13 protein-coding genes are annotated in these 17,270 nt (G+C 26.3%); 2 read left to right on the top strand and 11 right to left on the bottom strand.

Translation table 11 applies throughout. The features are described 5' to 3' along the window. Positions 1-48 precede the first annotated feature (48 nt). Together R4K56_RS03590 and celB are read right to left on the bottom strand one after the other, a co-directional pair. Positions 49-1,380, bottom strand: coding sequence for a PTS sugar transporter subunit IIC (locus R4K56_RS03590; RefSeq protein ID WP_335758104.1), 1,332 nt, complete (start codon positions 1,378-1,380; stop codon positions 49-51). Positions 1,381-2,211: 831 nt separating this feature from the next. Further along, positions 2,212-3,546, bottom strand: coding sequence for a PTS cellobiose transporter subunit IIC (gene celB / locus R4K56_RS03585; protein ID WP_335771885.1), 1,335 nt, complete (start codon positions 3,544-3,546; stop codon positions 2,212-2,214). A gap of 199 nt (positions 3,547-3,745) precedes the next feature. Between celB and R4K56_RS03580 the strand changes: the two genes are divergently transcribed. Then, positions 3,746-5,173 (top strand): 6-phospho-beta-glucosidase, encoded by a 1,428-nt coding sequence (locus R4K56_RS03580; protein ID WP_335771884.1) that lies wholly within the window; start codon positions 3,746-3,748, stop codon positions 5,171-5,173. Positions 5,174-5,835: 662 nt separating this feature from the next. Here R4K56_RS03580 and R4K56_RS03575 read toward each other — a convergent pair. The 9 genes from R4K56_RS03575 to R4K56_RS03535 all read right to left on the bottom strand — a co-directional run bounded on the left by R4K56_RS03575 (position 5,836) and on the right by R4K56_RS03535 (position 15,286). Next, positions 5,836-6,237, bottom strand: a complete 402-nt coding sequence (locus R4K56_RS03575) for a FlgD immunoglobulin-like domain containing protein (RefSeq protein ID WP_335771883.1) — start codon at positions 6,235-6,237, stop codon at positions 5,836-5,838. A gap of 15 nt (positions 6,238-6,252) precedes the next feature. After that, entirely contained in the window at positions 6,253-7,071 is an 819-nt protein-coding gene (locus R4K56_RS03570) for a PTS sugar transporter subunit IIA (protein ID WP_297296654.1), read from the bottom strand. A gap of 86 nt (positions 7,072-7,157) precedes the next feature. Beyond that, positions 7,158-9,248, bottom strand: a complete 2,091-nt coding sequence (fusA, locus tag R4K56_RS03565; RefSeq protein WP_335759569.1) for an elongation factor G — start codon at positions 9,246-9,248, stop codon at positions 7,158-7,160. Positions 9,249-9,974: 726 nt separating this feature from the next. Then, entirely contained in the window at positions 9,975-10,835 is an 861-nt protein-coding gene (locus tag R4K56_RS03560; protein ID WP_335771882.1) for a hypothetical protein, read from the bottom strand. A gap of 153 nt (positions 10,836-10,988) precedes the next feature. Further along, positions 10,989-11,735, bottom strand: a complete 747-nt coding sequence (locus R4K56_RS03555) for a MerR family transcriptional regulator (RefSeq protein ID WP_335771881.1) — start codon at positions 11,733-11,735, stop codon at positions 10,989-10,991. A 17-nt stretch (positions 11,736-11,752) separates the two neighbouring features. After that, the gene (locus R4K56_RS03550) at positions 11,753-12,034 is read right to left on the bottom strand and encodes a Smr/MutS family protein (RefSeq protein WP_335757604.1); all 282 of its coding nucleotides are present in this window, start codon (positions 12,032-12,034) and stop codon (positions 11,753-11,755) included. A 153-nt stretch (positions 12,035-12,187) separates the two neighbouring features. After that, positions 12,188-12,316 carry a hypothetical protein gene (locus tag R4K56_RS03545; protein ID WP_335757605.1) on the bottom strand — a complete coding sequence of 43 codons (129 nt, stop codon included), beginning with the start codon at positions 12,314-12,316 and terminating at the stop codon, positions 12,188-12,190. Positions 12,317-12,455: 139 nt separating this feature from the next. Next, positions 12,456-14,657: a hypothetical protein gene (locus tag R4K56_RS03540; protein ID WP_335771880.1), complete on the bottom strand. Its 2,202-nt coding sequence runs from the start codon at positions 14,655-14,657 to the stop codon at positions 12,456-12,458. 125 nt (positions 14,658-14,782) lie between these two features. Next, on the bottom strand, positions 14,783-15,286 hold the full coding sequence (locus tag R4K56_RS03535) for a hypothetical protein (protein WP_335771879.1): 504 nt from the start codon (positions 15,284-15,286) through the stop codon (positions 14,783-14,785). 448 nt (positions 15,287-15,734) lie between these two features. Here R4K56_RS03535 and R4K56_RS03530 point away from each other — a divergent pair, with 448 nt between their 5' ends. Beyond that, positions 15,735-17,267: a sodium:solute symporter family protein gene (locus R4K56_RS03530; RefSeq protein ID WP_335771878.1), complete on the top strand. Its 1,533-nt coding sequence runs from the start codon at positions 15,735-15,737 to the stop codon at positions 17,265-17,267. The last annotated feature ends 3 nt before the right edge of the window (positions 17,268-17,270 follow it).

Here is a 17,270-nt window from a genome sequence, read left to right as displayed (position 1 = left end):
TAAAAGGAGTAAGAAACAATTTATATTTCTTACTCCTTTTTTATTATATTAGTTTTTTGATTCTATTTTTTTATTATGTATAATAAAGAATGGTTTATATATTAAATAATCTATTATAATCAATCCTATTATTAATAAAGGGGCAGTTATACAAAAATTAGTTGTTATAAAAGAACCTAAAATAGATGGCGTAGTCCAAGGAACTGCAGCTATTATTTTGGATAAAAACTCAAATTTAAATAGATAATATGTTATAGAAGCATTTACTATAGGTGTTATTATGAAAGGTATGAAAAATGTGCCATTCATAATAATAGGTGTACCAAATAATATAGGTTCATTAATATTGAATAAAGCTGGAACAATACTCATTTTACCTATTGATTTTAATTCTTCATTTTTACTCATAAGCATTGATATACATAATCCCAATGTAGCACCAGCTCCTCCTAAATATACAAAGCTATTCATAAACTCACCTGCAAAAATTCTAGTCAAATTTTCTCCATTAATTAAAGCATTTTGATTTATAGTTAAATTTATTAATACTATTGGATTTATTATTGAAGATGCAACATTTGAACCATGTATGCTTCCGCAAAACCATAATATATGTACTAATAATAGTATTAATATTATCAAAATTAAACTATCAGCAAAGTTGTAAAAGTATTTCATAAAATTGAATATTATATTGGATACTGAATTGTTAATATAATGCTCTGTAATAATATTTGCTGCTTGACATAGTACTGACATTACTATAAATGGTATTATAGGTTCAATAGATTTGGCTATAGCAGGAGGAACTGATTGAGGGAATTTAATATTTATTTTTTTCTCTATTATAAATCTATATACTTCAACTGAAATTATAGAACATAGTATTGCTATTAAAACTCCTTTAGCATTCAAGTAGCTTGCATCTATTACATTTATTGTAGTTGATTCTTTTAGATACAATATATTTGAAGCTGAAGATGATATAGTCATTAATAAGCTTTTAGCAGATAATAAAATAAAAGAATATACTGATAAAAATGCATTAGTTTGGCTATCTAATTTATAATGCCCTGCTAATGAATATGCTATAGAATAAGAAAGAAATAATGATATAATACCTATACTTGCATTAAATATTTGAATATAGTATTTATAAAATGATGTAACAAAGTTATGATATGCTTTTATATATAAAAAACTATTTTCATTTGCTAATGGTAAATTGAATATTATTATAAAAAATGAACCTATTAAGATTAAAGGGCTGACAGCTCCAAATCCAGCATTAACAGCATTTATATATCTATTAGAAGAAATTTTAGCCATTATAGGTGATAATTTATTTTCTATAAAAATATTAATTTTTTCGGTATTCATTTCTATTTCCTTTTTTTATTTTGTAATAATATACTTGAATTATTAATTTTGTCAAAGTAGTTTTTATATATGTAATTTATATTTATTAATAATTTTAATAAATTTATTATATACTGAAAATTTTTAACTTTGTCATTTTTTTTAGTCAACTTTTTCCCGCCGCAAAAAGTTGCAAAAAGTGCAAATATAAAATTAGTATTAAATCATACTAATTACGTTTTACATGTAAGATAAATCACTAAATTTAAGTCAAAATGCAGCCTTTTTGCTTCTTTGTGGCAACAAAAGAAGTGGGGTTTGGGGCAAAGCCCCAAATATAAAACCAAAACATAAATTTATTTTTGACAAAGTATATTTGTTTAGGTATATACCAAAAATTTTTAAGTTTGTCAACCGATGAACTTTATATAAAATTATCAACTTTTTTGCCGCACACGCTCTGCGGACTTCGTCAAAGTAGCAAAAAACGCAATTGCTAGAACTTTATATTAAAAACATGCCTATTAAATATAGTATATAGCCTAAAAATGCAGTCTTTCGCTAAAGCGTATCCGAGTTTATCGAGGATATAGGTTCTCGTCGCAGGCGGGCTTCGCCTGTGCCAATACCACCCTAAAGGACTTCCTATGGTCGTAGAACTCCATTCGGTCACAAAAGAACTTGGGGTGTTATGAAGTTCGCAGAGCGGTGGGCAAAGCCACCACAAGCAATAAAATTGAAAAAACTAAAATTGACAAATTATATTTGTTTAGCTATATAAAATTAAAGCATTGCTAATGATTTTTTATCATTAACAATGCCTGTAATAATGTGTATAGTATTTATTTTAAATTAATTGGCACTTTCTTCTTTTTCTAATTCTTTAACATACATATCCAAGAATGGCTTATATATGAAATAATCTAATATAATTAGTCCTATTACTAATACAGGAGCTAAGAAATGTAAATTAGTAGAAATAAATGAACCTAATATAGAAGGAGTAGTCCAAGGTACTAAACCAACTATTCTGCTTATAAGATTAAATTTAAAGAATGAATAAGATATTATAGCATTTATAATAGGAGTTAATATAAATGGTATAACAAATATTGGGTTCATAACTATAGGAGCACCAAACATAATAGGCTCGTTAATATTGAAGAAACCAGGTACTATAGAAAGTTTTCCAACATATTTTAAATGAGCATTCTTAGTCATGATCATAGCTATACATAAACCTAAAGTTGCACCAGAACCGCCTAAATATACGAAACTGTTCATAAACTCACCAGCAAATATTTTTGGTATTTCCTGACCAGTAGCAAGAGCAGCTTGGTTAGCAGCTAAATTAGTTAGAACTATAGGGGTTATAATAGCATTAACAACATTCGCTCCATGTATACCGCAGAACCATAATACATGTATTAATAACAATATTATAATTATAGATATTAAACCATCTGACATACTTAATAACGGCTGTAATATTTTCATAATTAAATCAGGTATCATTATTTTCATGTTGCTTTGTATTATCCAGTTTACAGTTTGGAATAAGAAAGATATAACTGCAACAGGAATCAATATTTCAAATGATTTAGATATAGCAGGTGGCACAGAATCTGGAAGTTTTATCATGATTTTTTTGACAATTAAAAATCTTGATATTTCTACAGATAAGATAGCAGCAATAATAGCAACGAAAAGACCTTTAGCATCCATATATCTGGCATCTAAAACTCCGACATTAACGTTTTCAGCAACATGTAATAATTCAGCAGCAGCTCCTATTACAGTTACAGCCAATGATTTTGCTGATAATAATAAGAAAGCATACATAGATAAAAAACCATTAGTAAGCTGGTCCTGCTGATAATATCCTGCCAATGAATATCCTATACCAAATGATATAAATAAAGACATTATACCCATACTAACATTGAATATTTGTATATAATGTCCAGAAAAAGCATTTACAAAATTTTCGTAAGGCTTGAAATACATAAAGTTAGTAGGGTCATTCAATGGTAGATTGAATAAAAGCAAAACGAATGAACCTATTATAATAAAAGGTGTTGCAAATACGAATCCGTCTTTAATACAGTTAAGATATCTGTTACCAGCTACTTTAGCCATTATTGGAAGAAATTCACTTTCCATAAAAGCATTAAATTTTTCTTTCATATTATTATCCTTATTTAATATTTATCTATATTATTGTTATTAATATAACATTATTATATTAATATTGATATAAAACTCAAATTAAATAATTTCCATATTAATATGACAATTTTTTTGTTGGAGTTTATATATATTTGTATTATATTATTTATATCTATACTATTGTTATTAAATATCTTTTTATAAGAGGAGTTTATTTATGCCATTTAGAAAAGGTTTTTTATGGGGCGGTGCTACTGCAGCAAATCAGTGCGAAGGCGGGTTTAATAAAGGCGGAAGAGGTTTAGCAAATGTAGATGTTGCTCCGCACGGTAAGGATAGAGCAGCTGTTATTACAGGTAAGATGAAGATGTTTGATTTTGATAATGAACATTTTTATCCTTCTAAAGATGCTATAGAAATGTATAGCCATTATAAAGAAGATATAAAACTTTTTGCCGAGATGGGATTTAGCGTTTACCGTATGTCTATCGCTTGGAGCAGAATATTCCCTAACGGCGATGAAGAAAAACCTAATGAAGAAGGTTTGAAATTTTATGAAGATGTATTTAAGGAATGTTTAAAATATAATATAAAGCCTTTAGTTACTATAACACATTTTGACTGTCCTATGCATTTAATCAAAAAATACGGCGGATGGAAAAATAGAATAATGATTAAATTCTACGAAAATCTTTGTAATGCTATTTTTAATAGATATAAAGGATTAGTAGAATATTGGCTTACTTTTAATGAAATAAATATGATTTTACATGCACCATTTATGGGAGCTGGTTTATATTTTGAAGAAGGCGAAAATGAAGAAGAAATGAAATATCAAGCTAGTCACCATGAATTAGTTGCAAGTGCAATAGCTACTAAAATAGCTCATGAAGTTGATCCTAATAATAAAGTTGGATGTATGCTTGCTGCTGGAACTTATTATCCTTATTCTTCAAAACCAGAAGATGTATTAGCAGCTCAGCAGAAAAATGATGAAATGTATTTCTTTGTTGATGTACAATCAAGAGGTAAATATCCTAATTTTGCTTTGAAAAAATTTGAAAGAGAAAATTTAAATATAAAAATGGAGAAAGAAGATTTAGAATTATTAGAGAAATATACAGTTGACTTTATTTCTTTCTCTTATTATACAACTAGATGTGCTAGTGCTGATAAAAGTAAATACACTATGCCTAAAGACAATATAGCAGCTGATATTAAAAACCCAGAATTGAAACAAACTGAATGGGGTTGGACAGTTGATCCGCTAGGAATGAGAGTTACTTTAAATGATATTTATGACAGATATCAAAAACCTATGTTTGTAGTAGAAAATGGATTAGGTGCTCATGATAAAGTTGATGAAAATGGTTATGTAGAAGATGATTATAGAATCGACTATTTAAGAGAGCATATAAAAAACATGAAAGATGCTGTTGAAATAGATGGTGTTGATTTGATAGGATATACTACTTGGGGTCCTATAGATTTAGTTTCAGCAGGTACTGGAGAAATGTCTAAAAGATATGGTTTCATATATGTAGACAGAGATGATTTTGGTAATGGTACTTTGAAAAGAAGCAGAAAGAAATCATTCTTCTGGTACAAAAAAGTTATAGCAAGTAATGGGGAAGATTTAGAATAAATAATAATCTAATTTAAAAAGGGTAGGATTTTATCAGATGATAATTTCTTACCCTTTTTTATTATCATGAATTGATTTATTTAATTACAAAAATATACATCTTTTAAACTTATACAGTTTTGAAACAATTTTATTTTTTTAAATTCTATATTTTTATAAATGTATTATTGATTTTGTTTATGATTTAGTCAAGTTTACGAGTGTATGAAAATAATTTTGATATTGTATTTATCATAGAAAGATATATAAATATTAAAAAAATTATTTTGATAATATGAGAAGTTAGTATATACCTAAACAACTATATTTTGTCAATTTTTACTTTTTTGTAAATGTAATTTTTGTTTATTAATAGTATAAAATATTATTAAGTTTTGTTTAAAATGCGAAGTAAAACCAAGATTTGTGTCAAAAATGCAGGCTTTCGCGAAGCGTATCCGAGCCCGCCGAGGATATAGGTTCTTTGTGCCAACAAAAGAACTGGGGGTGTGGGGGCTAGTCCCCACAAATAACCTAATTTAAAATTGTATTTTTTGACAAACTCTAAAATTTTCAGTATATATAATTATTTATATGATGTTCTAATTTTTATTATAAGTTTTTTAAATTAGTTCAATAAATAATATTTATACATTAAAACTATATAAACTTTTTATAAAAAATTATCTTATAGAAGTTTTGAATTCTGATACGAATGTTGAATCTTGATTATCTTTCACTATGGCTTTAGCATCGTAAACTCCAGATGGAAGGTATTTTCCATTTTTATCCATACCAGACCATATACATGTAGCACTTTGTTTGCTGCTTTCAATAACCAAGTCTTTTGAATCAACTAAATCACCGCTTTGTGAATATACTTCAAGTTTAGCACTAATTATTTCTCCTCTTTTAATAGAAACTTTATAAGTAGTATGCTCTTTAGACGGAGTAAATGGGTTAGGGTAGTTATAAAACTCTGAAATGGCAGAGCTAGGTTTATTTGGTGAACAGGAAATATAAAGGAAAGCTAAAATAATTAATATTAATTTAGCTTTCCTTATTTTCAATAAATTATTTAACATTAAAATAACTTAAAATTAATCAGTAGTAAATAATATTCTTCCGCAATGGAAACACATTATAATTTGATTTTGTCTTCTTACTTCATTAACAGTCATTTTAGGTATAGCTACATTACAAGCACTGCATTTATAATTTTCAATTTTAGCTAAAGCTTCACCTTTATTTTCTTTAATTCTCTTATAATTTTCTAATACAGCTATATCTATTTTGCTAAGAATAGTGTCTTTATATTTTTTGTATTCTTCTAAAACTACATCAGATTTTTGCTGAGAGTGAGTAGAGCTATAAAGTTCATAAGCTTTGATTTGTATTTCAGCTCTTTCAAGTTCTATTAAGAATTTAATTTGTTTTTCAGCTTCAAATTTTTCATCTAATTTTTTGAAAGATTCTAAAACGCTAGCAAGTTCATCATAACCTTTAGTAGCCATAACTTTGTCAAGTATTTCTTTTTGGTTAACCAAGAAGAATATTTGAGAAAGATTTAAAAGGTAATCTTGAGGGTTATCAAGATCAGAAAGTATAGCGAATACAAGTTTAACAGGGCTTTTTTCATCTGAATCTGAATCATAGTTAATTTCATCTTTCAAAAAACCTACGAATATGTCTGTTCTTCCGTAACCTTGAATTCTTCCATGTGGAACAGCAACACCATTACCAATATTAGTTGTGTATTCATCTTCACGTTTTTTGAATGCATCGAATATAGCGTCTGCTGAAGCAGAAGCAACAGGTGCAATTTTTTCACTTAAAGCTCTAAAAAGTGATTCTTTGTCTTTTGATTCCAAACCTTCAAATACATGTTCTTTTGTGATTTTGTCAATTATTTTGAGCATACAATCTCCTAATTTTATACATATATAATTATTATATTATAGTATATAAAAAATATCAACTTTATTTTTATATACTAAGCCCAACTTTATTCTGCAATACCAAGTAATGCTTTTCTTTCCTCTATAACTTTGTCAGCTAAAGGACCAGTAAGTTCTTGATAATGAGAATGTTCCATTTCAAAAGTACCTCTGCCGGAAGTAGATGCTTTCATTTCTATTGAATAAGTAAGCATTTCTGAAAGCGGTACTTCTGCCTTAATCATTTGTACTGTATTAGATGCTGCCTCCATACCTAAGATTTTGCCTCTTTTACCTGTGAGTTCATTCATTATAGAACCTGTAAACTCCTCAGGTACATAAACAGTAACTTTCATAACTGGCTCTAATAATACAGGGCTTGCATTTTTGAATGCTTCTTTAGCTGCCATTGAGCCTGCTATTCTAAATGATAATTCATTAGAATCTACATCATGATATTTACCGTCATAGAGTCTTACTTTTATATCAACCATAGGATATCTTCCCAATGGTCCTTGTGCTAATGCATCTTGTATACCTTTTTCTACACCAGGTATATATTGTTTTGGTATAGCTCCTCCAAATATATCGTTTACAAATTCAAAACCGCCGTCACGTGGTAAAGGTGAAACTTCTAAATGAACTTCTCCAAACTGACCGCTTCCGCCTGATTGTTTTTTATGTCTGTATTGAGCTTGAGCTTGTTTTCTGATGGTTTCTCTATAAGCTACTCTTGGAACACTTTGTTCTATTTCTGCTTTAGTAAGAGAAATAACTCTTTCCAATGCTAATTTTACTTGCAATGCTCCCATAGCTTTTATAATAGTTTCTTTAGTTTCACTATCAAACTCTACATTAAATGTTAAATCTTCCTGAGCAATAGTATCTAATACTTCCAATGCTTTAACATCATTTTTCAATATTTTAATAGCTGTAAAGTATATTGGCTGAGGTATTTTAAGAGGTAAGAATTGGAATGGTGAAGATGGAACACTTATAGTATCGCCAGTTCTGCAGTCAGAAAGTTTTGCCAATACTCCGATATCTCCTGCTGTAATAGTATCGCTTTCTATTTGTTTTTTACCTCTTGCCATATATATATGAGCAACTTTTTCTTTTTTGCCGGTTCTTGAATTATATATTTCATCGCCGCTTTTTATACTTCCTGAACGAACTTTAAAGAATGATATTCTTCCTGCATATTGGTCTATTGTAGTTTTAAATACAAATGCTGCAAAAGGATTATTTTCACCTAATATAGATCTTGTTGCTGGTTCATTAGTTAAAAGATCTGTACCGTCTGTAACAGGAACATAAGAAGGTGAAGGCATATATCTGATAATAGTATCAAGTACAGCACCCATACCTATATCTCTTATAGAAGTTCCGAAAAGAATAGGTACTACTTTATATTGAAGTATAGATTTTGTTAAAGCATCAATATATTCTTCGTCTGTAAATTTTCCGCCCTCTAAAAATCTTTCTGTAAGGCTGTCATCTACTTCGCATACTAATTCTTTTAATCTGTCGCGTGTAGCTCTGTATTCATCATAATATTCTTCAGGTATTTCTGCTTCTATAATTTTTCCATGTTCATCTCTAAAATAAGCCTTATGATAAATAACATCTATTATACCTTTGAAATCTTTACCATTACCCATAGGTATTTGTATAGGCACTACAGGAGGCTCTTTAAAGTTATGTTCTATTTTTTCTAATAATGTTTTATGATCAACCATTTCTTTATCTATTTTATTAATAAAGACAATTCTTGGTCTTTTAAAATTATTAGCCATTTGCCAATGTTTTTCAGTTTCTATTTGAATACCAAATTCCGCATCAATTACAACTATACAAGATTCTGCAACTCTTAAAGCAGGGTTAATTTCACCGCTGAAATCTCCAGACCCCGGAATGTCAACCAGATTAATTTTATGATCTTTCCATTCAATAAAACTTAAAGAAGTACGTATAGACATTTTTTGTTTAATTTCTTCGTCGGTATAATCACTGACTGTAGTACCTCTTTCGATTTCACCTTTCTTCTCTATAGCATTGGCTCTGAGAAGTAAAGCTTCGTTTAAAGTAGTTTTACCACTTCCTACATGGCCTAAAAGTACAACATTACGAATACTTTCTGGGTTATAAATTTTGCCCATAAACATTCCTCCTCTTATAACTGGTAATATTTTGGTATAATAGATTATTTATTATACTATTGGATTGGTTTCTAAAGAAGCTTAAAGAATAAGCTGATTCATAGAAAACTAAGCAATGCATGATAATTCAAGTATAGTAAAAAAAATATGAAAAATCAACTTCTATATAAATTTTTTATTATTATAGATAAATAATAATTAATAAAATTTAAAAATATATATTTTTGATTTTTATTAATTTATTTTTGAAAAAATATTTTATTTATGTTTACAATTGATTAATAAAAAAGTATAAGTTCAAGCGTTTATTATATTTAGAAATTTATTTTTAATTATGACTTTAATTTTTTACTAATATGCAAATTGTCAATAAATTAAAAAATCTACTTTTTAAATTTTGACTTTGTCGGCGTGGCAAGTTAATGATTATTAGTTTGATGAATTTATTTTGAATCCCGCCCTTTAAAATTTAAAGTTATTTTTTGAAAAAATAATTTATTTATATTTACAGCCTATTAAGAAAAAGCATGCCCGCCCAAACGTTTTTTAAATTTGTGAGCTTTAACATCACGCGGTAAGAAGAATTTAAATTATAGTGAATATTTAATTATTGATTAATTTTATTTTTTAAGCGATTTTAACGCGTGGTAAGATGACTTTAAAATAAAAAACCTGCCCTAATAAAGTATTAAGACAGGCTTTTAGTATTGATTGATTTAATTTATATTATTGCCAACCGCCGCTAGTACTGCCAAGTTTTAAAACTAATTTGAAACCATCTTTTTCTACATAAGATATAGAATTATCAAGTGTATATCCTTCAAATACTAATGCTTTAATTGTAAATGTAGCTTGTGTATTACTGTCTCTTTTACCAGTTGGTGATAAAGAAAATCCTCTTCCTTCTTTATATGTTTGAAGAACAATAGCACTTTCTCCATCACTTACATCTTTTACACCTGTAGCACTTCCAGATACTGTTGCTTCATAAGACTGATTTTGATTTAATGTGAATCCTGATAAATTAAATTTCCATTTAGAAGCCATAGCATCAGTACCTACATCTAAAGTTACTCTCATAGCTGTTTCTATATCTGTTTTAGTTATTATTTGAAGATTGGCAATTTGAAATTCTTCATCTAATGTGTATGTTTGATTATCTGATATTCTTGTAAATAAAAATGTTAATGTATATTTAACACTTTTTGCTTTTTCAGCTTTTTTTATTTTTTCAATTCCAGAAGCAGATAATGATATTGTTATATAATCTGCAGTTGCTTGACTATATGGTACTGATATTGTATCTTGAGATAATGTAAAATCTGAAGGCTCTAATTGAACAGTTCCAGAAGTTGTAACTTTGTTTATTTCAACTTTGGCTTCATAGCTTGTGTAAAGCTGAATGCTTCCTTCATTTTTTACTACAGAATTATCAGCATCAACTCCTATACGAAATTTTTTATCAACACGATATACAGAAAATGTACCTATGTTAGGATTTGTAGGGGAATCATTTTTTCCTCCGCAGCTTACTGCAAATATTACTGCTGTTAGACATAAAAAGAAGTTTAATAATTGTTTTTTCATTTTTGTTGCTCCTTAAATATTTTTTATTTATAACAATTAAAGATTTGTTTTATCTTCAATAAGTTATCAAATGTTTAAAAGCGTTTATCTATATTAAATATATTTGCTCTTTATTCAATGTTGTTAATCAATAAAGTAGTCATCTAAGTATGGTTAGGTATGATTTTTATTTTCGCTTATGATGCTGTAAAACTGTTTAGAGAATTTTTTCCTGTCAAAAGAATCATTATCATAAGAATTGTATAAACTTAAAAGTATTAAAGATAATAATAATATGCTTGATTCATCAGGATTTAAATTGCTCTTTTTATAATCATTTAATATGCTGCTTAAATACTTATCATTAAAAGTTTCTTTAAAATCATCATCATTTATGTTAAATATATTTTTCACTTCAGCACATATAGAAATTACAAGATCATCTTCTATATGTTTTATGTTTTTTATAATATCTTTCATCTTCATAAATAACTCTTTATTTTTTATTATTTTTGATAGAAAAAGTATTTCAAAAGATTTATTTTCAAAAATTATCTTTTCTATCTCTCTTATCTCAAGCCCGTAGGATTTTAACTTTACTATCTCTTTTACAATATCAAGATGCTCCATTATGTAGTATCTGCTTTCTGTTCTGATCATTCCTCTTTCAACTCTGTATGCCGGAAGAAGCTCTTTATTATCCCATTCTCTTAATAAATTAATGCTCATACTCTTTATATTGTTTTTTTCTAAAAGATTTAAAAATTCTCCTATGGACATTAATCTTTTTTTGCTTTTCAAAATAAATGAATATTTTGGCAAGTAATATTTTTTATTTTTTATAAAATAATATAAATCAAAATTGTTTATGTCTCTCTTAGCATTTATATCTATATTGTTGTTTTCATCTCTTTTAGCCATTGCATTTACCTTATTTATTAAAAAGTTATAATCATAGATCCGTTAGCTGTTTTTTTATTTAATTTGTATTTGTATCCGAAATCTTGATATTTTTTAGCTTGTCTTAAAACAACATATTTCAAAACAGGTTTGTTATTCTCACTATGAAGCCCCCTTCCAAACACCACCTCCATATTAATGCTTAAACTATCTCCAAATACTATTTTTAATACGCATAATATCTTTAATAAATTTGTGAAATGACTTCTCACTTCTTTTGCTCTTTTTCTATGTAAATCAATAAATAAGTAAATGTTCATTATACAATCTCCTTAAATATTATTATTAAATTTTTTAATACCTCGTTATCATTAGATACAAACTTTTTATAATACCTTTCATTAACTTTAATTGTTTAAGCCGCCCCAAACTAATAAATAATTTGAAGCGGCCAGAAGAAATAATTTGATTTATTATTTCTTTTGATTAGGGTTCAACTGTTTGCCTCTGTTGCCTTGATTCTTGTCATAGCTTTCATTAGTTCCAGATGTACCCTTGTTGGCATTTGAAATGTCAGCATTATGATTTGATTTTTTACTCATATTGCTCCTCCTTAAAATATAATTTTTAGTTAGACATATATTTTTTTATCTAACCATAGTTATATATTAGGCTCTTTATATGTTTTTATCATTTGACATATTCGTGTGGAGGTCAATCGAGAATTTTTTTTTGATTTTTTTAAATATTTTTTATAGGAATTTCTATTGATTTGTATATATTATAGAAGTTATTGATTTTTTTGATTATATCTTCTGTATTATCATAACTTAATTTGTATTCTTCTTCTAAAAATGAGTAGAAAAATTTATTTAAAATATCTTCTGAATTATTAATATATTCTGGTTTGTTATTAATTAAACCTATTTTCTTATTATTTAATTCTATCTCTTTTTTTATTAATTTGAATCCTTCAAATTCTTTTATGTTTTCTTCTATATCAGAAAATTTATTTTTAATTTTATTTGTAATAAAGATTAATAATTCTGTTTCGCTCAATGTGTAAAATTGAACCCATTTAGTCCATCTTTTATTAATATTTTTATCAATCATATTATTTTTTTGCATATATTCAAAAATTTTATTTATTTTATTAATAGTATTTTTTATTTTTTCTGCTTCTTTTTCTATTAATTTATATTCTTCAAATACTTTTATTTCTTCCTCTATATCGCTATCTATAAATGTTTCTTCATTTTTAATTAGATTAATAGCATCATTTGTTAATTTTTCTAGTTTACAGCAGTCATATTTTTTATACTTTTCATAGTTTATAATATTAATAAAATATAAATTATTAATAATATTATTAAATGTATTAATATGTTTTTTTATCTTATTAAAATCATATTCGTATGAAGGGGTAATATTATATTCAATAATTTCCTCTTTTTTTTCTTCTTCCTCATGTTCTATTTCATATTTTCTTTTAGCTTTTAAATAATTCTTTACATCTACGTTATATTTTATAATATTATATGCGATACTCATCAATATGAACTTATAATAATAAATGTATATTTCTTTATAATCATATATTGAATATTTTTTAATTATTTTTTCTTCATCTTGATAATAGTAAATGTTATAGTTAATGATACCATAATCTTTTATACTATGTTTTTTTGCTGTTTCATTATTTAAATAAAATTTGTAGAATCTGTAAGTATTATGATTTCTAAGTGTATTATATTTATAAATGTAAAGAGCTATTATTTTTTTATATTCTTCTTCATTTATAATTTTTTTATCAGTAAATAAATACCCTATAAAATATTGTAAGTAATGAAAAACATTGTCATAGTATAAAATGCCATTTTGTAACTGTTCATCTTCTTTTATATTATAGTTTTTATTATCTCTTATTAAATTAAGTATTGTATCATACAAATAAAATATTATATTCTCTAAGTCTTTTATTTGTATAGTTTCAAAATTATTAAGTATATTTTTTATATCAATTTTCTTTATTTCTTTTTGTCGTTTTTTATCATCGCTTATATTAAAAAGAATTTCTTTTATATAATATTTTTCACTTTCAATAGTATATATATTTGATTTTAGTATTTTATCAAAATTAAATATTTCTTTTGCTATATCTTCGGTATCATATAAATAGCTTATATTTCTAATAAATACAAATTCTGTACTTTTTATATCTTTGTATATTCTTAATATTTCATCTAAAACTATTAAACTTTCTAATGTATAATATCTAGTATCTTTTTGTTTATCTTCTTTATATAATCTATATGAAGGAAGAATTGAAACAGTTTTTTTATTGTTATCAAAATATTCCTGCATAACTTTTTTTAATCTTTCAATTTCTCTCTCTTTGATTATAAGTTCAAAATTGTTATTTTTTATATCTTTTATAATATCTTTATAATTTCTTTCTTTATTAAAAAACGGGAAATTTTCATATATTAATTTATAAGGGCTTATTATTTTATTAATTATTTCATATATATAGATATTGCTAAATTGCTCATAAGATTTAAAATTATTGTATAATTCTAAAAACACACCTATTTCAAAAAAACAAATTTTATTCTCATTTAAAAATAAATAAATATCATCTGTATAATCAGACTCCATTTCTTTATAATTTAATTTTTTATCAAACTCTATTTCTATATATTTATATTTTCCTTTTTCTAATTGTTTGGGCTTTCCTGAATTGATTGATACTAATAATACTTTTATATCATTATTTTCTTTTTTAAGTGCATTAATTTTATTTACTATATTTTTTAGTGAGTGAAGAATATAATAATCATCATAATTTTTATGTTCATTAGTTTTGTATTTGTTTATTATATATCTTCTGTCATTATTTTTTATATTGAATTGTTTTGCCTTACTATTTTTATTTGAAGCCATTATGAAACCTAAATATTTTTATTATTTTGATTTTATATTATAAATATCATTTCATCAATTGAATTTAATTTTTTAAAATAAAAAGGAGCCTTTTAAAGCCCCTTAATAATTTTTATATTAAAAATTTATTGTGCTTGTTTAATGAAAATACCATCTGAATATTTTTCTTCTTTCTCACCTTCTTTTTTGGTATAAGTGATATTAGCTTTGCTTTCTGATTCAAATGTTATATCAATAGTATATGAAACAGTAACATTTCCAGCATTATCTTTTTTTGTAGAAGTTGCAGAATATTTATTTCCTAGTTTGAATATTTCAATAGCCTCAAAAGGAAAATCTAATCTTGTGTACATATCATGATAAATCATACTTCCATCTTCTTTAATATCTATTGTAGATAAATAGAATACACTTTTATTATCTGTTGTTTCAGCACTCCAAGTTCCAGCATAAGTGCTTTCTATTCCTGTAATTGTTCCTGTAACTCCACCAGCTGCTTCTTTTAATTTTTCACAGCTTACAGTGAATAAAGCTGTTAATAATAAAGATGTGATTAATAATTTTCTTAAATATTTATCTCCATTTTGTATTGATAAATTTATATTATTTGTAAATTTTATTTTTGTCAATAGTAAAATTAAATTTATTATGTAAACTATATTGGTATAGGAAATTGATAAATATCCATTTTATGTAAAATAATTATATAATAACTATAATTAAAATTAATAAAAATGAAGTTTAAAATTGTAAAGCCATAGAAGTTGTATTAATTATAATTTTCAAATAGCTATAATATATGTATATTTATATAATATGTATTAAATGTTTTCTATTATGTAATAATTCATATATCTATTACTTTTTTATAAAAAAATTCTATCTAATATATTTTATATAATTGAATGTTATTACTTAAAGTATTTAACTTTATATTTTTAGTGATGTTTTTCATTTTTTTTATAATAAATTGTAATAAATTGTAATATTTTCTATTTTATGATTGACTTTGTAGTGTTATTTGACTATAATATAATTGTTCACGTGAACAAAAACTTATTTATAGGAGAACCTAATATGGCTTGGCATTGGTTTGACTGGGTAGTCATCGGACTATACTTCGTTGTAATGTTTTTAATTGGTATGTTCTTTGCTAAAAGAACAAAATCTACAGATGATTATTTCAAAGCTGGCGGTAGAGTACCTGCTTTGGTAACTGCTATGAGTATTTACGCTACAGCATTATCATCTATTTCATTTATTGCTATACCTGCTTCTGTTTATAATAACAGCTGGCTTCTTGGTATGGCTCCTCTAGGAATTATTTTAATGGTATTATGGGCTGCTTATACTTTTGTACCATTCTTCAGAAGAGTTAATGTTACTACTGCTTATGAATATTTAGGAAGAAGATTTGATAATTCTTTCAGACTTGTTGGCAGTTTAACATTCATACTTTTCCACGTTGTAAGAATGGCAATAGTTATTTATCTTCCTACATTGGCAATACAGCAGGTACTTCCTACTCTTAATCCTGTTTTAATAACAGTTATTGTATCAATATTCTGTGTTGCTTATACATCTATGGGCGGTATAGAAGCAGTATTATGGTCTGATGCCGTACAAACAGTTGTACTTCTTTTAGGTGCTTTCTTAGTAATTATAGTAGGTTTCTCATCTGCTCCTGAAGGAATAGGTCAAGGATTCAAGCTTTTAGCTGATGATGGAAAAATCATAAGCCCTGATTTCTTCTCATTAGATTTAGCTAAATCAAGTATCTGGGTTATGATAGTTGGCGGTTTTGTTAACTCTATATATTCTTATGTAGGCAGCCAAGATATAGTTCAAAGATATGCTACAAACAAAGATGAAAATGAAGCTAAAAAAAGTTTATTTATGAATGTTCCTTTACTTTGTACTAGTGTAATAATATTCATAGGTATGGGTTCTGCTTTATACATTTATTTCCATTTCAAAGCTACATTGCCAGAAAATGTTAATGGTAATGCTATACTTCCTTACTTCGTTGTAAACGCTTTACCAGTTGGTATATCAGGACTTGTAATTGCTGCTATATTCGCTGCTGCTCAATCTACAGTATCATCTAGTTTGAACTCTGTTTCTACTTGTATGACTGCTGATATATTAGAATATTTCAAACCTGGTATGGAAGATGCTAGTAAATTAAAATTTGCTAGATTATCAAGCTGGATAGTAGGTATATTCAGTACTTTACTTGCTATTTACTTCATATTTAATGGTCAAGGTGATATGTTCTTATACTTCCAAGCTATAACAGGTCTTTTAGGCGGTCCTATAGCTGCTGTATTCTTGGTAGGTATATTCTTTGATAAAGTTGAAAGTAAAGCTGTATGGGTTGGATTTGCTCTTTCTGTTATAGTAGCATTCTATGTTAGCGATCCTGCTGGTATGCTTACTAAATTTATACCTGGTTATGCTAAACCAAAAATCTTTGAGTTTATGATTTCATTCATAATCATAGGTGTTGGTGTAGTTGGTTCTTTATTAGCTTCTTTTGCTTTTGGAAAACCATCTGCAGAAAAAATAAAAGGCTTAACTTATTCTACTACTATAAAAAATCAAAAATAATAG

The organism is Brachyspira pulli (assembly GCF_036997785.1).
GTDB classification, from domain to species: Bacteria; Spirochaetota; Brachyspiria; order Brachyspirales; family Brachyspiraceae; genus Brachyspira; species Brachyspira pulli.
This window is presented reverse-complemented; position numbering and strand designations above follow the sequence as displayed.